General features: G+C 55.6%; 17 protein-coding genes. 4 read left to right on the top strand and 13 right to left on the bottom strand.

Annotation, left to right across the window (positions count from 1 at the left end):
- Positions 1–203, bottom strand: a 203-nt coding sequence (locus N879_RS20820) for a hypothetical protein (RefSeq protein ID WP_235484331.1), incomplete at its 3' end; no start/stop codon positions are given.
- 222 nt (positions 204–425) lie between these two features.
- Here N879_RS20820 and N879_RS16900 point away from each other — a divergent pair.
- Both N879_RS16900 and N879_RS16895 read left to right on the top strand, forming a co-directional pair.
- Entirely contained in the window at positions 426–842 is a 417-nt protein-coding gene (locus N879_RS16900; protein WP_009463842.1) for a hypothetical protein, read from the top strand.
- A gap of 209 nt (positions 843–1051) precedes the next feature.
- On the top strand, positions 1052–2677 hold the full coding sequence (locus N879_RS16895; protein WP_009463841.1) for an acyl-CoA synthetase: 1626 nt from the start codon (positions 1052–1054) through the stop codon (positions 2675–2677).
- 230 nt (positions 2678–2907) lie between these two features.
- On the opposite strand, the gene pstB is transcribed toward N879_RS16895, so the two are convergent.
- The 5 genes from pstB to ppk1 form a co-directional block, all read right to left on the bottom strand.
- On the bottom strand, positions 2908–3687 hold the full coding sequence (pstB, locus tag N879_RS16890; protein ID WP_009463840.1) for a phosphate ABC transporter ATP-binding protein PstB: 780 nt from the start codon (positions 3685–3687) through the stop codon (positions 2908–2910).
- A gap of 33 nt (positions 3688–3720) precedes the next feature.
- On the bottom strand, positions 3721–4584 hold the full coding sequence (pstA, locus tag N879_RS16885; RefSeq protein ID WP_022983498.1) for a phosphate ABC transporter permease PstA: 864 nt from the start codon (positions 4582–4584) through the stop codon (positions 3721–3723).
- 12 nt (positions 4585–4596) lie between these two features.
- Positions 4597–5535, bottom strand: coding sequence for a phosphate ABC transporter permease subunit PstC (gene pstC, locus N879_RS16880; protein WP_026485253.1), 939 nt, complete (start codon positions 5533–5535; stop codon positions 4597–4599).
- 220 nt (positions 5536–5755) lie between these two features.
- On the bottom strand, positions 5756–6799 hold the full coding sequence (gene pstS / locus N879_RS16875; protein ID WP_022983497.1) for a phosphate ABC transporter substrate-binding protein PstS: 1044 nt from the start codon (positions 6797–6799) through the stop codon (positions 5756–5758).
- A gap of 96 nt (positions 6800–6895) precedes the next feature.
- Positions 6896–8968: a polyphosphate kinase 1 gene (gene ppk1, locus N879_RS16870; protein ID WP_009463101.1), complete on the bottom strand. Its 2073-nt coding sequence runs from the start codon at positions 8966–8968 to the stop codon at positions 6896–6898.
- A 239-nt stretch (positions 8969–9207) separates the two neighbouring features.
- Here ppk1 and N879_RS16865 point away from each other — a divergent pair, with 239 nt between their 5' ends.
- Complete coding sequence (locus tag N879_RS16865) at positions 9208–10698, top strand: Ppx/GppA phosphatase family protein (RefSeq protein ID WP_009463099.1); 1491 nt, start codon at positions 9208–9210, stop codon at positions 10696–10698.
- A gap of 163 nt (positions 10699–10861) precedes the next feature.
- Here N879_RS16865 and N879_RS16860 read toward each other — a convergent pair whose 3' ends face one another.
- The 5 genes from N879_RS16860 to N879_RS16840 form a co-directional block, all read right to left on the bottom strand.
- A complete protein-coding gene (locus tag N879_RS16860) occupies positions 10862–11644 on the bottom strand; it encodes a GNAT family N-acetyltransferase (RefSeq protein ID WP_009463097.1) in 783 nt (260 codons plus the stop codon).
- Positions 11645–11712: 68 nt separating this feature from the next.
- Entirely contained in the window at positions 11713–13056 is a 1344-nt protein-coding gene (glmM, locus tag N879_RS16855) for a phosphoglucosamine mutase (protein ID WP_009463095.1), read from the bottom strand.
- On the bottom strand, positions 13053–13895 hold the full coding sequence (gene folP, locus N879_RS16850) for a dihydropteroate synthase (protein WP_031232995.1): 843 nt from the start codon (positions 13893–13895) through the stop codon (positions 13053–13055). Before folP ends, glmM begins: the two co-directional genes overlap by 4 nt.
- Before the next feature lie 26 nt (positions 13896–13921).
- Positions 13922–15835 (bottom strand): ATP-dependent zinc metalloprotease FtsH, encoded by a 1914-nt coding sequence (ftsH, locus tag N879_RS16845; protein WP_009463092.1) that lies wholly within the window; start codon positions 15833–15835, stop codon positions 13922–13924.
- A gap of 107 nt (positions 15836–15942) precedes the next feature.
- Entirely contained in the window at positions 15943–16581 is a 639-nt protein-coding gene (locus tag N879_RS16840; protein WP_009463090.1) for an RlmE family RNA methyltransferase, read from the bottom strand.
- A gap of 17 nt (positions 16582–16598) precedes the next feature.
- On the opposite strand from N879_RS16840, the gene N879_RS16835 reads away from it, so the two are divergent.
- Complete coding sequence (locus tag N879_RS16835; RefSeq protein ID WP_009463087.1) at positions 16599–17195, top strand: YhbY family RNA-binding protein; 597 nt, start codon at positions 16599–16601, stop codon at positions 17193–17195.
- A 96-nt stretch (positions 17196–17291) separates the two neighbouring features.
- Here N879_RS16835 and greA read toward each other — a convergent pair whose 3' ends face one another.
- Positions 17292–17768, bottom strand: coding sequence for a transcription elongation factor GreA (gene greA, locus N879_RS16830; RefSeq protein ID WP_022983494.1), 477 nt, complete (start codon positions 17766–17768; stop codon positions 17292–17294).
- Between the two features lie 407 nt (positions 17769–18175).
- Positions 18176–19501: a solute carrier family 23 protein gene (locus N879_RS16820; protein WP_009463081.1), complete on the bottom strand. Its 1326-nt coding sequence runs from the start codon at positions 19499–19501 to the stop codon at positions 18176–18178.
- Between the last annotated feature and the right edge of the window lie 215 nt (positions 19502–19716).

Here is a 19716-nt window from a genome sequence, read left to right as displayed (position 1 = left end):
AAACGACGAAAACAGTCGTCGTCCCCGAGGTAATCATGTCCTGACCAATCCGAACGCTGATTCCTGTCCCACGACGAATCCCCCTTCTGCTTTTTGCTGCCGCAGTCAGGGTAATCGTGAGAATGGGCCAATGCCAATGGCATCACCGCCGTCAAAACGGCGGCCAAACTCATCAGCAAGGCGGATTGTTTAATGGACGTCATAAGAATCGGTACGTGCAGAAAAATAGAGGGATCAAACGATCACTCCCCCTTATATAGCAAGCTGCGGATGAACATAACATGAACAGCAGCTTCAGTTTAGATTCAGAGCCACCTGTCCATAATGGGCACCAGGCTGACAGGACAAACAAACCTTCCCACCTCAAAAGGAAGCTACCCAGGAATCTGACAGCACCACTTTTTGATTACATGAAGGAGCTATACATGAAACGCACTTCCCTCTTTTCTGCCCTGGTATTGAGCGCAAGTCTGTTGGGTGGCACCGCTGCCATTGCACAGGAAGCCACAAGCGCAGCCCAAACACAGAGCACGCAGCAACAAGCCCGTCAGGCCCGCGACCACAAACCGCTGACCGCTGATCAAGTCACCGATATCGGTCCCGCCTACCAGCGCCTGAAAGATGCCGGCTACACCAAAGTGGGCAGCCTGCATCAGCGAGGCGACAACATCATGGCCATGGTGGTCGATAAGGACGGCAAGGTTGTACGTGTCCGTTCCGAAGGTGCCAATGGCGAGTTCACGGTTGTAGAGCGCAAGAACGACGGTCAGCATCGTCGCGGCCACCGCTCCGGTCACGATCAACAACGTGACAGCGCCACGAAAGAGGCCACCAAGTCCTGATCATCACATCACTTTCCCCTAAGCAGTTGATGTTCGCAAGCAGTAGAAGTGACAACACGCAGTTGTTTTAGCAGTAGAAGTCGGTAGCAGGACGAAAAACGGCGCCCCCCCAGCGCCGTTTTTCTTTTCTACTGATTAGCCCGGATAGGGTCATCCCGCTCAAGGCGTTAGGATGGGAGTCTGTTTCACCTTTGGGAAAAGTGCCTCTCATGCTGTCTGCTGATTCGGTTTACTCACAAAGCTACTCGGAATTTCACTGGTCCATCCCCGAGCACTACAACATCGCTCACGACACCTGCGACAAATGGGCTGACGGGTCCGGGCGTCTGGCCCTGATCCAGCAATTGCCCGATGGTCAGATCAAACGCTACACCTTCGATCAGCTCAAAGCCTGGTCCGATTCTTTAGCGGCTGCCTGGCAAGCCCAGGGTATTCAGGCTGGCGACCGTATCGCCATCTTTCTGGCTCAAGGACTGGAAACGGCGCTGGCGCATTTGGCGACCTACAAGATTGGCGCCATTGCCATGCCCTTGTTCACCCTGTTTGGCACGGACGCGCTGCGCTACAGGCTGAATGATTCCGGCGCCAGCACCTTGATTACCGATCAACAAGGCCTGGAGACGGTGTTGCCCTTGCGCGAGCACCTGCCACAGCTCAAACATCTTTACCAAAGTGACAGCCAGCAGGATCAGGGCGATGCACTTTCCTTATGGCAAGCCATTGCCGCCCACCCCGAACCGGCACCGCGCACATTGAATACCCGCGCAGACGACCCTGCCGTGCTGATCTATACCTCCGGCACCACAGGTTCGGCCAAAGGTGCTCTACATGCCCACCGCGTGCTGCTGGGGCATCTGCCGGGCGTAGAGATGTCGCACAACTTCCTGCCCACAGGCGAAGGCCTGATGTGGACACCCGCCGACTGGGCCTGGATTGGCGGCCTGCTGGATGTGCTGCTACCCGCCTGGCATCACGGCATACCCGTGCTGGCCTACCGTTTCCCCAAATTCGATGCCGAGGCCACCTGGAAACTGATGTCCGAGCATGGTGTCACGCATACTTTCCTGCCCCCTACTGCCCTGAAAATGCTGCGTCGCAGCCAATGGTCACGCGAGCAATGGCCTTTGAAGCTGCAATCCATTGCCAGTGGCGGGGAGTCACTAGGCGCACAGTTGCTGGATTGGGCGAAGCAGGAACTGGGCATCACGATCAACGAGTTCTACGGACAAACCGAGTGCAATATGATCGTATCCTCTTGCTCGGCCTGGTTTCCAGGACAGGCGGGCAAGATCGGCAAGGCCGTGCCTGGTCACAAGGTCGCGATTGTGGATGACCAGGGGCAAATTCAGAAACCCGGTATCGAAGGCCATATTGCCGTGCAGTCCCCCGATCCGGTTATGTTCCTGGGTTACTGGCAACGGCCTGAAGCCACTCGCGAGAAATTTGTGGGTGACTGGCTGCTGACTGGCGACAAAGGCATGCAGGACGAGGATGGCTATATCCAGTTCGTAGGCCGCGATGATGATGTCATCACCAGCTCCGGCTACCGCATTGGGCCCGGCCCGATTGAGGATGGCCTGATGGGGCATCCCGCTGTCGCCATGGCGGCAGTGATCGGTGTCCCCGACCCCGAACGCACCGAAGTCGTGAAAGCTTTTGTGGTGCTGAAGGAGGATATCGAACCGTCCCAGGAACTGGTCAAGGAGATTCAGGAGCACATCAAACGCCGGGTGGCTGCACATGAGTACCCACGGCTGATTGAGTTTGTCGATGCCCTGCCCATGACAACCACCGGCAAAGTCATACGTCATGCTTTACGCAAATTGAGCCAGTAAAGGCACTAGCTGCAGGCGGCACCCGCACAACACAAGGCCGTCGCTACTCCCTTTACTGGAGCCAACACCGCATCGCCGCCCCAATGGACAAAAAAACACCCCAACCCTTGGACGTAAATCCAGCGATTGGGGTGGTTGCCACACAGGAACAACTGTCCCGATGTGGGGGTATGGCTTTATTCAAACTCCAGGCAAAGCGCCGCAAGGCCGCTCTGCCCGCATCCGTCTGATTAACCGAAACGACCCGTGATGTAGTCTTCGGTTTCCTTGCGAGCGGGCTTCACGAAGATCTGGTCAGTTTCACCAAATTCCATCAACTCGCCCAGATACATATAGGCAGTGTAATCCGAGCAACGAGCAGCTTGCTGCATGTTGTGGGTCACGATAACCACGGTGTAATCCGCTTTCAGTTCAGCAATCAGCTCTTCAATCTTGGCCGTGGAAATCGGGTCCAGTGCCGAGCAAGGCTCGTCCAGCAGCAGAACTTCGGGTTTGATCGCCACACCACGGGCAATACACAGACGCTGTTGCTGACCACCGGACAGGCCGTTACCGCTTTGGTGCAGCTTGTCTTTCACTTCGTTCCACAGCGCAGCTTTGGACAAGGCCCATTCCACACGCTCGTCCATTTCGCCTTTGCTCAGGCGCTCGAACAAACGCACGCCAAAGGCCACGTTGTCGTAAATGCTCATGGGAAATGGTGTCGGCTTCTGGAACACCATGCCCACTTTGGCGCGGATCAGGGAAATATCCTGCTTGGACGTCAGCAGGTTTTCATTGTCCAGCAGGATTTCACCTTCAGCGCGCTGGCCGGGGTACAGCTCGTACATGCGGTTCAGCGTGCGCAGCAAGGTGGATTTACCGCAACCGGATGGTCCGATAAAGGCCGTGACCTTCTTTTCCTTGATAGACATGTTCACATTGCGCAGGGCATGGAATTTGCCATAGAAGAAATTCAGGTTGCGGATTTCAATCTTGGTCGATTCGTCGGAGGTAATAATTTGACTCATAGCGTTGGCCGACTAGGGCGCTCCGTGAAAACGTTATTTTTGGCGGAAAAGGCTGCGAGCCAGGATATTGATACCCAAGACCAGCAAGGTAATCAGCACCGCACCTGCCCAGGCCAGACGGTTCCAGTCCTCAAAGGGGCTGGCAGCATATTGGAAAATCACCACCGGCAAGTTGGCCAGCGGTGCGTTCATGTTCAGGGACATGAACTGGTTGTTCAAGGCGGTGAACAACAAGGGAGCCGTTTCACCCGCAATACGAGCCACAGCCAGCAGAACGCCCGTCACAATACCGGGCAAGGCAGCACGGTAGGAGATGGACATCACAATCTTCCACTTGGGGCAGCCCAGAGCCGCCGCGGCTTCGCGCAGACCGTTGGGAACCAGCATCAACATATTGTCTGTGGAACGTACCACCACGGGGATCACCAAAATAGCCAAAGCCAAGGAACCGGCCCAACCCGAGTAGTGCCCCACCTGTGCCACGTATACGGCATAGATGAACAGACCAATAATGATGGACGGTGCCGACAACAGCACGTCGTTCAAAAAGCGGGTGGCCGGAGCCAGCCAGCCGCGCTGACCGTATTCGGCCAGATAGGTGCCGGCCAGAATGCCGATAGGTGTGCCTATCAGAGTACCGACGCCAGCCATCATGACACTGCCGACAATGGCGTTCAGCAAACCACCCTCACCACCAGGAGGCGGGGTGCTTTCAAACAACAGGGACCAGGCCATGGCACTGCTGCCCTTTTCAATCAGGGTCCAGATGATCCAGAACAGCCAGAACAGGCCGAAGATCAAGGCAGTAAAAGACACACCCAGCATCAGGCGGTTAAACACCTGCCTGCGTTTGTAAATCGGGTTGCTCAGACTAATTGCGGATTTTTTATCAAACATGGTAGGTGATCCTTAGCGCGACGTGCCTTCGTTCTTGGCCAGACGCAACAAGAGCAACTTGGAGATCGCCAATACAACCGTGGTGATCAGGAACAGGATCAGACCCAGCTCCAGCAAGGCGGATTTCTGCATGCCACCGGCTTCGTTAAACTCGTTGGCCAGTGCAGACGCAATCGAGTTCGAGGGCGAAAACAGCGAGCTTGGCAAGTTAAAGGAGTTACCAATCACAAAGGTGACAGCCATGGTTTCACCCAGCGCGCGTCCCAGACCCAACATGATCCCGCCAATCACCCCGTTCTTGGTGAAAGGCAGCACCACACGCCACATCACTTCCCAGGTCGTGCTACCCAGACCATAAGCGGACTCCTTGAGCATGGGAGGCACCAACTCGAACACGTCGCGCATCACGGCGGTAATGAAGGGGATCACCATAATGGACAGAATCAGACCGGCGGTAAAGACACCAATCCCGAAGGGGGGGCCCGCAAAGATCTGACCCAGCACTGGCACCCCGTCAAAAAAGGAGATCAGGCCAGGCTGTACATAGCGCTGGAACAGGGGCACAAAGACAAACAGGCCCCACATACCGTAAATAATGGAGGGAATCGCAGCCAGCATTTCAATGGCCGTACCCAGAGGGCGACGCAACCAGGCTGGCGAGAGCTCTGTCAGGAACATCGCAATGCCAAACGAGACCGGCACGGCAATACAGAGTGCGATGAAAGAAGTCAGCAAGGTACCGGCAATGGGCACCAATGCGCCATATTCGTTATTGACCGGATCCCAGTTATTCGTCCAGAGAAAAGAGAAACCGTATTCGGCAATGGATTCCCGGCTTCCATAGATCAGGGAAATAGAGATGGCAGCCAGCAATATGAACACGAGAAACGCAAACGAGCGTGTCATGTTCTTGAAAATGCCGTCCATAAAGGCGTTCTGATTTGATTTCATGTAGACAGATGAAGGGACAGGCCGGAATAGGACGAACGCACTGCAACCGATTCACAGATTCTGTAACAGCCAAGGCTGCTCCAGCCCAACAAACCGGATAACGCTACGCGCTGTGCGTTCAAGACAAAACCGTAATTTTTACATAATAAAGACGGCACCACCTAGAGGTGGGCCGTCTCGCAGGATCAATTTACAACTGACCTGTATTTGAACACGAATCTTACTTCCAGACCGCAGCGCCGTCTTTGGTCTTGATCTCCGATGCCCAGGCCGCCTTGATCTGGTCGGTTACGTCCTTAGGCAACGCAACGTAATCCAGCTCTTCAGCAGATTTGGCACCGTTCTCGAAGGCCCAGTTAAAGAAGTTCAGCACCTCTTTACCGTTCTCGGGCTTGTCCTGCACCTTGTGCATCAGGATGAAGGTAGCCGAAGTGATAGGCCAGGATTTTGCGCCAGGCTCTTCGGTCAGAATCACACCCATGCCAGGCGTACCGGCCCAGTCTGCATTGGCAGCGGCGGCTGCAAAGCTTTCCTGACCAGGCTGGACAAATTGGCCGTCCTTGTTCTGCAACTGGGTCCAGGACAGTTTGTTTTGCTTGGCGTAAGCGTATTCAACGTAGCCGATCGAGTTCTGCAGCTGGCGTACGTAAGCAGCCACGCCTTCGTTACCCTTACCACCTTGACCGGTAGGCCACTTCACAGCCTTGCCTTCACCAACCTGGGACTTCCAGTCCGGGGACACTTTGGACAGGTAGTTGGTCCAACCGAAAGTGGTGCCCGAACCGTCGGAGCGGTGAACCACCACGATGTCCTTGTTAGGCAAGGTCAAATCGGGATTCAGTTCCTTGATGGCTGCATCGTCCCACTTGGTGATCTTGGCCAGGTAGATGTCGCCCAGTACTTTACCGGACAGTTTCAGCTTGCCAGGCTCAATGCCTTCGACGTTGATCACAGGCACCACACCACCGATCACGGCGGGGAACTGCAACAGGTTTTCTTTTTCCAGTGTTTCGACCTTCATTGGGTCGTCCGAAGCACCGAAATCCACGGTCTTGGCAATAATCTGCTGCTGACCACCACCCGAACCAATCGACTGGTAGTTGACGCGGTTATTCGTTTGTTTGGCGTATTCAGCCGCCCATTTGGCATAGATTGGGTAAGGGAACGACGCACCAGCACCGGTTACGTCTGCAGCTGTGGCAGTAGCCGCAAAAGCGCTGAACGCCAGAGCAATACTTACCTTGTTGAATACACGTTTTAACATCGAGAAATCCTCTTGATGATAGTCAGATCACAGGCCCACCCTGTATGTGTCGTCATAGTAAACAGACTATATGACACGTTCATGACAGTCTGTATTTCACACACCGCCCAAGCGCTGCATCATGCTCAGATGCAGATTGAACGGGGCACCGCGACTGCGGATGCGGTTATAAGTGCCATCCGGATTGGCCTTCCAGGACAACTGGTTGTCACGCAAGGCATAAGTGAAGGCTTCGGCAATAACCCGCTTTTTCAGGCTGCGGTCCAGCACTGGCACACCCAGCTCCACGCGGCGGAAGAAGTTGCGGTCCATCCAGTCGGCCGAGGAAATAAAGACCTCTTCCTGACCGCCATTGTAGAAATAGAAAACACGCGAGTGCTCCAGAAAGCGTCCGATGATTGAACGCACCTGGATGTTCTCCGACAAACCCTTGACCCCCGGACGCAAGGCGCAAGCACCACGCACGATCAGGTCTACCCTGACTCCGGCCTGGCTGGCATCGTAAAGCGCCTGAATGATCTTGGGCTCCAGCAGGGAGTTCATCTTGGCCATGATGCGGGCTTTCTTGCCTGCCAGTGCGCGCTCGGTTTCCGCCTGGATGCGATCCATCATGCTGTCATGCAAGGTGAACGGCGACTGCAGCAAGCGCTTCAGGGGCCGCCAAGCACCCAGCCCGGTCAGCATGGAAAACACCTTGTCCATGTCCTCGCAAATTTCCTGATTAGCGGTAATCAGGCCAAAGTCCGTGTACAGGCGAGCAGTGCGCGGGTGATAGTTACCCGTACCCAAATGGCCATAACGCCGGATCGAACCCCCTTCACGACGCAGCACCAGGGCCATCTTGGCGTGGGTCTTGTGCCCCACCACCCCGTAACTGACGTGTGCTCCCACCTCTTCCAGCTTGGCGGCCCAATTGATATTGGTCTGCTCATCAAAACGAGCCATCAGCTCCACCACCACCGTTACCTCTTTGCCAGCACGCGCCGCCGACAGGAGGATATTCATCAACTCCGAATCTTCACCAGTACGGTAAATCGTCTGCTTGATACCGACGACGGCCGGGTCCGCCGCTGCGGCACGCAAGAAGCTCAAGACGGGCTGGAAGGACTGATACGGATGGTGCAGCAGTTGGTCTTTGCGGGAAATCGCCTCAAAAAACTGTGCGGGGGATTCAAATGAAGAATCAAACGGCGCCGGAATAGGCGCACGGTAATCCGGGAACAGAAGATCCGGACGGTCAGGCACATTACACAGCTGCATCAGGCGCGTCAGATTGACCGGGCCGCTGACGCGATAAGTATCTGGCACATCCAGCGAAAACTCGCTTTGCAAAAAGCGCTCCAGGCGCTCGGGCATGGAACGGTCAATTTCCAGGCGTACGGCCGCACCAAAGTTACGTTGCGACAGCTCGCCCTGCAAGGCGGCGCGCAAGTTGGTGACTTCTTCCTCGTCCACAAACAGATCACTGTTGCGGGTAACGCGCCACTGATAGCAGCCCTTTACGTCCATGCCGGGAAAAAGCTCGCCCACAAAAACGCTGATCAGGGAAGTCAGCAGCATATAGCCCTGGGGAATGCCGGCGATATCGTCTGGCACACGAATCACGCGTGGCAAGGCACGGGGTGCCTGCACAATGGCAATCGTGCCGGTGCGGGCGAAGGCATCTTCACCGCTCAACTCCACAATGTAGTTCAGGCTTTTGTTGTAGACGCGCGGAAAGGGATGCGCCGGGTCCAGACCAATAGGCGTGAGCAAAGGCATAACGTCACGCAAAAAGGTTTGATACGCCCACTCACGCTGAGCAGGTGTCCATAGCGCGGTCAGCAGCAACCCTATGCCTTCATCCATCAAGGTCGGCAAGACCTCGTCCATCAGCAAGTCGTTTTGTTTCTCGACCAACTGGTGAGCCGCAGCCTGCACCTTGTCAAACGCTTGTTGAGGCAAAAACCCGTCATCCCCCACTTGATGAGGATTTTGCAAGATCTGTTCTTTCAGACTGGAAATACGAATTTCAAAGAATTCATCCAGGTTAGAACTCACGATACAGATGTAGCGCAAGCGCTCCAGCAAAGGCGTGGTCGAATTTTCGGCCATGGCCAGCACTCGCTCATTGAACTTGAGCAAGGACAACTCACGGTTTAGCAAGGTTGAATCTGGAGAAGGCAGCATGGTGAGGTCGTTAAAAAGCCAAAGAAAATGGGATCGTGAGACTTTTACTACATGAATGTTACAGCTCTATGACCCGTAGCAATTCAAGTCTAAAACAGCTCTGCCTGGCAGGAGCGCAAATATCCCGTAGCCGTTCCCAAGATGCTTTCGTCTAACTTTTCTTAATTTTCCGGTTTATGTAACAAAACCCATGATTAATGTCCTTATAATCGCACAGTAATCATCCCGAGCGATGCCTCATGGAACAACTTCTTGCCGCTGTGGACCTGGGCTCCAACAGCTTTCGTTTATCCATTGGACGAGTGGTTCAGCACAACGGTCATGCCCAGATCTACACCATTGACCGCCTGAATGAATCCGTCCGACTCGCCGCTGGCATGGGTCCCGACAAATACATCAGTCCCGATGCCATTGAACGCGCCGTAGTCATTCTGAAACGCTTCAACGAACGTCTGGCCGGTTTTCACCCCAATCGCGTTCGCGCTGTAGCCACCAATACCTTTCGGGTGGCACGCAATTTAAGCGAGGTTCTGCCGGCTGCCGAGGCAGCCTTTGGCTTTCCTATCGAGGTCATCTCCGGCCACGAGGAAGCCCGCCTGATTTTCTCCGGAATCAGCAACGAGCTGCCCCCCTCCCCCAATCGCCGTCTGATGATCGACATCGGCGGCGGTTCGACCGAAGTCATTATTGGCAAGGGCCTCAAACCTCTGCTGCTGTCCTCGCTCTACATGGGCTGTGTCAGCTATACCGACAAATTCTTCTCCGATGGCGTGATCACCGAAGAGCGCATGAGCAATGCGATCCTGACGGCTCGTCGCGAACTGGAAGGAATTACGCGCCAATACCGCAAAACGGGCTGGCAGGAAGCGTATGGCTCCTCCGGAACCGCCAAGGGCCTGATCGCCATCCTGCAAGAGAACGGCATGTCCAAAAAGGGGATTACCCTGGAAGGCATGGAGTTGCTGCGCAAACGCCTGGTGCACGATGGCAAGGTGGACACACGCAATCTGAGCGGCATCAAACCACACCGCGCGCCCGTGCTGGCGGCAGGTCTGGCCATTATGATGGCCGCCTTCCAGGAGCTGAAGATTCGCCAGATGCTGCCTGGTGAAGGCGCACTGCGTGTGGGTGTGCTCTACGACATGCTGGGGCGCGAATCGGAACACGATCAGCGTGACCAGACCGTTCAGCAAATGATGAAGCGCTATCAGGTCGACACACGCCAGGCCCATCGTGTGCACGAGGCGGCGATGAAGTTCTTCGCACAACTGAAGCTGCCCGACACCCCTGAAGTGCAGGAACTGCAGCGTCAATTGGGCTGGGCTGCCGATCTTCATGAAGTGGGCCTGAGCATTGCACACGCGGATTACCACAAGCACACGGCCTACGTGCTGGAACATGCCGATATGCCCGGCTTTTCCAACGACGACCAAGCCTTGTTGAGCTTCCTGAGCCTGGGTCACCAGGGCAAGCTGGGTAAACTCAAGCGCTTTGAGTCCAATAACGCCTGGTGGCTGACATTGCTGAGCCTGCGTCTGGCCGTCATGCTGATGCGCCGTCGCGAGGACAGGGAAACCCTTCCGCTGAGCCTGCAAGCGCGTGGCAAGACCGTCATGATTCATCTGGATCACGAATGGATGGCCAGCCATCCCCTGTCCCAGGCCTCCTTGCTGGCTGAAGTACAGGCTTGGCAAAGCGATATCAATGATCTGAGCCTGGAGCTGGTCTGACGAGGCCTGCTGGACCTGTAGCGGCTAGGTGGTGGGCCAAGCCAAGCAGATAATCAGAACCTAAAAAACCCCCGAAAGTTGGATTGCCATCCAACTTTCGGGGGTTCTTTTTATTCGCAGGCCCTATTCAGGCCCGACTTGTTCAGGCCTGAGCAGTACGCAATCAGACCAGGCCAAAGTGACGTTTATAGCGCTCGTCCATGGCTTCCAGATCCAGCAGGACAGGAAAGTCTGCCGTATTGAAGTCCGGATCCCAGGCAGGCTCCCCACAAATCGTGGCCCCCAGCTTCAGGTAGCCTTTGATCAGCGGTGGAATGCGCGCTGGCAAATCGCTGTTCAGTCGTTCAACCGGATAGCGATTCAAGGGCTGCACATGCGGAATGTGCTTGTTGTCCTGCATGGATTTTTGGGCCACACGCCAGACTTCGGCGGCGGTGACGCCATCATCACGCAAACTGACACTGGCACAACCCAGAAGGTAACGGTAACCACCTACACGCGTCAGGGCAGCAATACCACCCCACAGCATCATGATGGCCGAGCCATTACGGTAGTCGGGATGGATGCAGGAGCGCCCAACCTCAACCAGGCTGGGGCGCAGCGCATCCAGGGCACTGATATCGAATTCGGACTCTGAATAATAGCCGCCCGCTTTATTGGCATTTTCAGGGGTCAGCAAGCGGTAGGTTCCTACAACCCGGTTTTCTTCGGGTTCGGTAACCATGAAATGCTCGCACCAGGGGTCGAAGCGGTCTATATCCAGACCATTGTGCTGGTCTGGAAAGACGGCGTTCATTTCCTGGGTGAAAACCTGAAAACGCAAGCGCTGAAGACATTCAAGCTCAGCCTGGGTACGAGCCAGGCGCAAGGCCAGGCCTCCAACGGTATGACCTGCCCAAGTATTCGCCCAATCCACTTCAGTACGTTCGCGCTCAAGATTTAGCATCGTGATGACTCCAAACACTTTCGTGCATCATGCACAAACAATGTTTCAGGTATTTGATAGCCACATTACTATTTCATTAAATCCACTGCAAGCAAGGTATCGATGCCTGCTTGAGCCAGATCGGCTTGTTCTGCTTCCACCATCAAGCGCAGCTTGGGTTCTGTACCTGATGCACGAATAAGCACTCGCCCACGGTCACCCAACATTTGCTCCACTTCACGGGTTGCCTGTTGCAAACCCGCATGGTTTTTCCAGTCCTGGCCCGCTTGCAATGGCACGTTAACCATAATTTGCGGGTACATCTTCAGGCCTTCCATCAGTTCTGGCAGGCTCTTGCCGCTATGGCACAGGGCGGTCAGCACTTGCAGGGCGGCAATAATACCATCGCCTGTGGTGTGCCAGTCCAGGCACAGTAGGTGACCGGAGCTTTCGCCACCGAACACCCAGCCGTTTTGCTGCATCAATTCCAGCACGTAGCGGTCGCCCACTTTGGCTCGAGCAAACTCCACGCCCAATTCCTGCATTTTCTTCTCGAAACCCAGGTTGGTCATCAGCGTGCCAACCACGCCTTTTACAGGCTGGGTCTGCAGATGATCAGCAACAATTAGATACAATAGTTCGTCGCCATTGTAGATGCGTCCCTGGGAATCGACCATTTGCAGACGGTCTGCGTCACCATCCAACGCAATACCCAAATCTGCGCCGTGCTTGCGTACTTCTTCGGCCAGCTTCTCGGGATAAGTCGCGCCCACTTCCTGATTGATGTTGAACCCATCAGGTTGAACACCCACGGCAACCACTTCGGCACCCAACTCGCGGAACACGTGCGGAGCGATGTTGTAAGCCGCGCCATGAGCGGCATCCACAACAATCTTGAGCCCGTTCAGGTTCAAGTCGTTCGGGAAGGCACTCTTGCAAAATTCAATATAACGGCCAGCCGAGTCAGCCAGACGACGGGCGCGGCCCAGGGACTCGGACTTCACCCAGTGCATGGGCTGGTCAATGGCTTGCTCGATTTTCAGCTCGATCTCGTCAGGCAGCTTGGTGCCCTGTGCGGAAAAGAACTTGATACCGTTGTCGTAATACGGGTTGTGCGAGGCAGAGATCACGATACCGGCCGTCAGGCGCAGCGTACGCGTCAAATAGGCCACAGCGGGCGTAGGCACAGGGCCAGCCAGCAATACATCGATCCCGGCGGCCGACAAACCGGCTTCCAGCGCCGATTCCAGCATGTAGCCAGAAATTCGGGTGTCCTTGCCAATCACCACGGTGGGGCGGCCTGTACCTTCATACTGGGCAGCCAGAACCTGCCCGGCAGCGTAACCCAGGCGCAAAGCGAACTCGGGGTTAATCGTTGGGCCACCTACTTCACCGCGGACACCATCGGTGCCGAAATACTTACGATCGCTCATTCAGAGACTCCACATTCAACCGCGTTCCACACATCCAGCGCTTCGCGCGTGGCGGCTACATCATGGACACGGACAATTTTTGCGCCCCGTGCCACGCAGGCAAGGGCTGCCGATAGACTACCAATCAAACGCTCACTGGCGGGTTTCCCCGTGACATGGCCAATCATGGATTTGCGCGACAAGCCGATCAACCAGGGGTAACCAGGCACTGCCGCCTGCTGCAAATCCCGTAGCAACTGATAATTATGTGCCGCTGTTTTACCGAAGCCAAAGCCGGGATCCAGCATGATACGCTCGGATTGAATGCCTGCGCTCACTATGGCGTCACATCGTTGTTGCAAAAAATGACGCACATCAACGACCACATCATCGTAGTGAACCTGCTCTTGCATGGTCCTGGGCTCACCTTGCATGTGCATGATGCACAGTCCGCAATTGGAGTCCTTGACGGCCTCGATGGCACCGGGCATGCGCAAGGCATAGATGTCATTGATCATGTCTGCACCGGCCGCCAGGCTGGCGCGCATGACCTCAGGCTTGAACGTATCCACCGACAAGGCCACACCGCTGTCGCGCAAGCCCTCGATCAGGGGAATGACACGCTCAAGCTCTTGTTCCAGGGAAACGGGTTCGGCACCGGGACGAGTCGACTCGCCACCAATATCCAGAATGTCTGCGCCTTCGGCGATTAATTGACGGGCGTGGTCCAGCGCCCGAGGCAAATCATTGTGTGCATTGCCGTCATAAAAGGAGTCTGGGGTGACATTCACAATCCCCATAACCAAAGGGCGCTCCAGCCCAAACTGGAAGCGCCCACAAGACCACTCAGGGTAATTCATGAAATAGGCATGGCCTATGTTGTAAGTTAAGCAACCGGCGTTGTCGCCGCGGCACCCTTGTCATCAGCTGGGCGAGGACCAGCGGCTGGTGGCGTGGAGCCATCGGAGGGTGTGTTGTCATTGCTGTTGGGCACGTGTGGAGCCCGTGGTGGCAAACCTTTCATGATGTCGTCGATCTGGTCGGCATCAATGGTTTCCCACTCCAGCAAGGCCTTGGCCATGGCATGCATCTTGTCCATATTGTCTTCGATCAGCTTGCGGGCAACCGCGTACTGCTCGTCGATAATCTTGCGGATTTCGAAGTCCACTTTCTGCATGGTGGCTTCGGACACATGCGTGGTTTTGGTGACGCTGCGACCCAGGAACACTTCGCCTTCGTTCTCGGCGTACACAACAGGCCCCAGGGAGTCTGTCATGCCGTAGCGAGTCACGATGTCACGCGCAATTTGCGTGGCACGTTCAAAGTCGTTCGATGCACCCGTGGTCATTTGATTCATGAACACTTCTTCAGCGATACGACCACCGAACAGCACGGCGATCATGTTCAACAGGCGCTCTTTGTCCATGCTGTAGCGATCGCCTTCCGGCAACTGCATGGTGACACCCAACGCACGACCACGAGGAATGATGGTGACTTTGTGAACCGGGTCCGTCTTGGGCAGCATGCAAGCTACCAAGGCGTGACCGGCTTCGTGGTAAGCGGTGTTGCGACGCTCTTCCTCGGGCATGATCATGGTGCGACGTTCTGCACCCATGATGATCTTGTCCTTGGCGCGCTCGAAGTCCTGCATATCCACGGTGCGACCATTACGGCGCGCAGCGAACAAAGCGGCTTCGTTGACCAGGTTGGCCAGATCAGCACCGGAGAAACCGGGAGTACCACGAGCCAGCACCACAGCGTCCACGTTGGGAGCCAAAGGCACTTTGCGCATGTGCACTTTCAGAATCTGCTCACGACCACGGATGTCAGGCAGGCCAACAACCACTTGACGGTCAAAACGGCCAGGACGCAGCAAAGCGGGGTCCAGTACGTCAGGACGGTTGGTTGCAGCAATGACCAGTACGCCTTGGCCGGTTTCAAAACCGTCCATCTCGACCAGCAACTGGTTCAGTGTCTGTTCACGTTCGTCGTTACCACCGCCAAGGCCTGCGCCACGCTGGCGGCCCACGGCGTCGATTTCGTCGATAAAGATGATGCAAGGCGATTGCTTCTTGGCGGTCTCGAACATGTCGCGAACGCGGGAAGCACCCACACCCACAAACATTTCGACGAAGTCGGAACCGGAAATGCTGAAGAAAGGCACTTTGGCTTCGCCAGCAATGGCACGAGCCAACAGGGTCTTACCTGTACCCGGCGAGCCAACCATCAGGATACCGCGTGGAATGCGGCCACCCAGACGCTGGAAGCGGCTTGGGTCGCGCAGAAAGTCCACCAGTTCCTGTACGTCTTCCTTGGCTTCGTCGCAACCGGCCACGTCCGCAAAGGTAACAGGGTTGGAGTTCTCGTCCAGCAAACGTGCACGGGATTTACCGAAGCTGAATGCCCCGCCCTTGCCGCCACCTTGCATCTGACGCATGAAGAACACCCACACGCCAATCAGGAGCAACATGGGGAACCAGGAGATGAACAGGCTGGTCAGGAAGGAAGGCTCTTCACGGGCTTTACCCGATACCTGCACACCGGATTTCACCAGTTCAGGCACCATCCACAGGTCACCGGGGGACGTCAGCGAGTAGCTGCGGCCAGAATCCGGCGTGACATGCAGGGTATCGCCCTGAATATCCACCTTGCTGATGCGGCCGGAGCGGGCATCATTCATGAATTGTGTGTAAGTGACGCCATCAGTGGCTGGTGGCCGGCCGTCAAACTGCTTGAAAACAGTAAACAGCACCAGCGCAATAACCATCCAGATCGCGACTTTGGAAAACGAGTTGTTCAAAGCCAATCTCCTGCGATTGCGATAACTTGCTCCATATGCTTACACATACCTGAACAAGCGCCATACATAGTTCATTCTACCCGATTCAAAGCCCGGCAAGTCATAAATTACCTGCGCTTCAAGCCACGGGCAACGAGAAAGGTTTCGGAGGATTTATCACGCGAAGCCTTGGGTTTACGCTCGACGACTCTGACAAAATTCTGCTTGAAAGACTCCACGATCTGGGAAAACCCGCTGCCGTGGAAGGCTTTGACGATCAGTACCCCTTCATCGGTCAGATGCTGCAGGGCAAATTCCTGTGCCAGCTCGCATAAATGCTGGATGCGGGCGGAATCGGCCGATGCCACACCAGACAAGTTGGGGGCCATATCCGAAATCACAAGGTCTACCGCCGCACCTTTTAAGGAATCTTGCAATTGCTCCAGTACAGAGTCCTCGCGAAAGTCGCCTTGCATGAACTCTACCCCGGCAATTGGTTCCATTTCCAATATATCCAGTGCGATAATGCGACCATTTAGCACACCGCCAGGGCCGACCATGCGTTCCCGTATCAATTGCGACCAGCTGCCCGGCGTAGACCCCAGGTCCACCACCACCTTGCCCTGAACCTGAATCTTCTCCAGATCCAATATTTCACTGAGCTTGAAGGCCGCACGCGCGCGATACCCTTTTTGTTGCGCCAATTTGACGTAGGGGTCATTTATATGCTGCTGAACCCACTCTTTAGAGAATTTTTTCTTGGCCATTCCCGTACAATCTCTTTATGCCAAAACTCAACCTTACACCTCATGAGCGCAGCGAACTTCGTGCTGCTGCTCACGCTCTGCGCCCAGTTGTCCTGATTGGAGACAATGGCCTGACCGACGCCGTGATCAAGGAAATCACCGTCCACCTGCAGGCTCACCAGCTCATCAAGATCCGTGTGGCCGGTGATGACCGTCAGGCTCGTCTGACCATGTTAGAACAAATCTGCGATGCGCTCGATGCTGCCCCTATTCATCATCTGGGCAAAATCCTGACCATCTACAGACCCAATATCGAACGCCCCCCTGTTTTGGGAGCGCCTGTTGAAAAACCTACCCGTGCGGTGCGCAAGCCTTCGGAGCCTTACACGCCCAAAAAGCTGGCCGCTTCCGGTGTTCAGCGTACGCGCAAGACGGAACGTGCTCGCCGTGCTGAAATGCAAGCTGAACGCAGCAGCACCCAAGCGAAAAAAGCCTCGGCCGCACCACGCAGCGTTCAAAAGTTCTCGGCAGTCAAACCTGCTGCCGCGCCCCGTAGCAATACCAACCGTCCTGGCAGTGCCATGTCCTTGCGGGCAGGTGCTCGTCGCGGACTGGGCGGTTCGGGCAAACGCTAAACTGCCGTAAATTATAAGGCCCCCGCACAATGTGCAGGGGCCTTTCTTTTGCGTGCTCGAATCAACAGCAGGGCAAGCCTGCTGTCAGAAGCAAGGTCAAACGTAACTGATCGACAGGATTTCGTATTCACGAATACCGGCGGGCGCCTTGACCTCGACCACATCACCTTCGCTCTTGCCGATCAGGGCACGAGCCACAGGGCTGGAGATGGAGATCTTGTTGGCACGGATATCGGCCTCGACGTCACCCACAATCTGGTAAGTCACGGTGTTGCCGGACTCCAGGTCCTCGATTTCAACCGTAGCACCAAATACGATGCGGCCATCCGCCTGCAGCGCGGCCGGTTCGATAATCTGGGCATTGGACAAAGTGCCTTCCAATTCGGCAATCCGACCCTCGATAAAGCCTTGGCGCTCGCGCGCGGCATCATACTCGGCGTTCTCGGACAAATCGCCTTGTGCTCGCGCTTCGGCGATGGCGTTAATTACATCCGGGCGTTCCACCGTCTTGAGGCGGTGTAATTCGACTTGCAAACGTTGTGCGCCCTGCGCAGTCAATGGGATCGCAGACATAGTATTCCTGCTCAACAAGTAAAAGACGCTCCGTAGCAGGAGCGCCTGGAAGATAGGGGGATAACGATGATGGGGCAAACAATCAAACAGGTTGAATCGGCCGACTTGAAAGTCCTGCTGACCCTACAGCGTACATTCAAACACACTGCTCAAGCCAAACCTGCCGGCTGCCCCAATATGGCTTTTCCGACACAGAGAAATTCTGCGGCAGAAAAAAACCCCGCGAAGAACCGGGGTGTGAGATCTATTGTCGGCAAACTGCCTGAAAATAGCAAGCCCCTGAAACCCCTGTGTAAAAAAACAGAAGCTCAAGGGCCACGGGTTTAGAGCAGGCTATGTCAAGACTGGCGACAGGCTGAGGGCCAAACTAGTCAGAGCCAGGCCAGTCTTGATCCGCCTTGGGCCGACTACACCATACTCTGGCGACGGCCTCGCAACAAAGCGTGCAGCAAAATGGCACCAAAGGTGGCGCAGCCAATGCCGTCCAGACGAATCACGCCAAACTGCAAGGAGAAGTTACCAGCCCCCAGAATCAGGGTGACGGCTGCCACCAGCAAATTGCGGTTATCGCTGAAATCCACCTGGTTCACCACCCAGATACGGGCGCCGGCAATAGCGATCAAACCAAACACCACGATGGACATGCCACCGAGCACAGGGCCAGGAATCGACTGGATCACGGCACCGAACTTGGGCGAAAAGCCCAGGAAAATCGCGATCACGGCAGCAAAGGCAAACACCAGCGTCGAGTAGATACGGGTAGCGGCCATCACGCCGATATTCTCAGCGTAAGTCGTCACACCAGTGCCGCCTACGGAGCCGGACAGCATGGTCGCCACGCCATCACCCACGAAAGCACGCCCCAGATAACCGTCCAGATCCTGACCGGTCATGGCGCTAACCGCCTTGATGTGACCCAGATTCTCGGCCACCAGAATAATGGCCACCGGCACAATCACGGTCATGGCATGAGCCTGGAACACAGGCGCAGAAAAGCTGGGCAGACCCAGCCAGGCGGCTTCAGCAACCGGCGCAAAGTTGATTGGGGTGCCGTAGCCCATCACATTGGTGAAAACCCAGTACAACACGCAAGCCAGAGCCAAACCCACCAGAATCAGCAAGCGTTGAGCCACCCCACGGGTGTAGACCGCAATACCACCCACGCACAATACGGTCATCAAGGCCATCATGGAATCGAAGGTGCCGCTACCCATCGCGCCCTTGGCCGCAATAGGAGCCAGGTTCAGGCCAATCACCGCCACAATCGAGCCGGTAACAACCGGAGGCATCCAATGGTTGATCAAACGCGCTGCCCCACCCTGGGTACGGGCATTGAACACCCAGACCAGAACACCGATCAGCGTATAGACCAGACCACAGATAATAATGGCCCCCAAGGCCACGCCAATATTGGGATTCGGGCCGCTGCCGGCATAGCCGGTAACCGCAATCACACCGCCAATAAATGCAAAACTGGAACCCAGGTAGCTGGGAACCCGGCCACCGACAAACACAAAGAAAATCAGCGTACCAATACCGGACATCAAGATGGCCAGATTGGGATCAAAGCCCATCAACAAGGGAGCCAGAATGGTGGAGCCGAACATGGCCACCACGTGCTGCGCACCCATGGCAATGTTTTGCGGCGTGGCCAGACATTCGTCGGGCTGCACAACCGCACCGGGTTCGCTGCCGGACACTCGGCGCCAACGCGGGAAGTAAGACTGAGACATAAAGGGTTCCAGAAAAGGAATAAAGAAATACAGCGCAATTGGTCAGACGGTCGCGCAGTGCTCCCTGAGGCACTGGCTGATTCGTTGAGGCATGATTTTAAACGTGAAAGACTCAACAAGGCACCTGAAAATAAGGCAGTACGCGGTAAACCCCAACATGGATCCAGCCAATACAGGTTTCAAACTGCCTTTTGGCGTCGATGCTCGCGCTATAT

The organism is Alcaligenes sp. EGD-AK7, assembly GCF_000465875.3.
GTDB lineage: Bacteria > Pseudomonadota > Gammaproteobacteria > Burkholderiales > Burkholderiaceae_B > Alcaligenes > Alcaligenes phenolicus.
This window is presented reverse-complemented; position numbering and strand designations above follow the sequence as displayed.

Coding starts and splice junctions, on each gene's coding strand:
- N879_RS16900 (WP_009463842.1), top strand. CDS start 426: ATGAAACGCACTTCCCTCTTTTCTGCCCTGGTATTGAGCGCAAGTCTG.
- N879_RS16895 (WP_009463841.1), top strand. CDS start 1,052: ATGCTGTCTGCTGATTCGGTTTACTCACAAAGCTACTCGGAATTTCAC.
- pstB (WP_009463840.1), bottom strand. CDS start 3,687: ATGAGTCAAATTATTACCTCCGACGAATCGACCAAGATTGAAATCCGC.
- pstA (WP_022983498.1), bottom strand. CDS start 4,584: ATGTTTGATAAAAAATCCGCAATTAGTCTGAGCAACCCGATTTACAAA.
- pstC (WP_026485253.1), bottom strand. CDS start 5,535: ATGAAATCAAATCAGAACGCCTTTATGGACGGCATTTTCAAGAACATG.
- pstS (WP_022983497.1), bottom strand. CDS start 6,799: ATGTTAAAACGTGTATTCAACAAGGTAAGTATTGCTCTGGCGTTCAGC.
- ppk1 (WP_009463101.1), bottom strand. CDS start 8,968: ATGCTGCCTTCTCCAGATTCAACCTTGCTAAACCGTGAGTTGTCCTTG.
- N879_RS16865 (WP_009463099.1), top strand. CDS start 9,208: ATGGAACAACTTCTTGCCGCTGTGGACCTGGGCTCCAACAGCTTTCGT.
- N879_RS16860 (WP_009463097.1), bottom strand. CDS start 11,644: ATGCTAAATCTTGAGCGCGAACGTACTGAAGTGGATTGGGCGAATACT.
- glmM (WP_009463095.1), bottom strand. CDS start 13,056: ATGAGCGATCGTAAGTATTTCGGCACCGATGGTGTCCGCGGTGAAGTA.
- folP (WP_031232995.1), bottom strand. CDS start 13,895: ATGAATTACCCTGAGTGGTCTTGTGGGCGCTTCCAGTTTGGGCTGGAG.
- N879_RS16840 (WP_009463090.1), bottom strand. CDS start 16,581: ATGGCCAAGAAAAAATTCTCTAAAGAGTGGGTTCAGCAGCATATAAAT.
- N879_RS16835 (WP_009463087.1), top strand. CDS start 16,599: ATGCCAAAACTCAACCTTACACCTCATGAGCGCAGCGAACTTCGTGCT.
- greA (WP_022983494.1), bottom strand. CDS start 17,768: ATGTCTGCGATCCCATTGACTGCGCAGGGCGCACAACGTTTGCAAGTC.
- N879_RS16820 (WP_009463081.1), bottom strand. CDS start 19,501: ATGTCTCAGTCTTACTTCCCGCGTTGGCGCCGAGTGTCCGGCAGCGAA.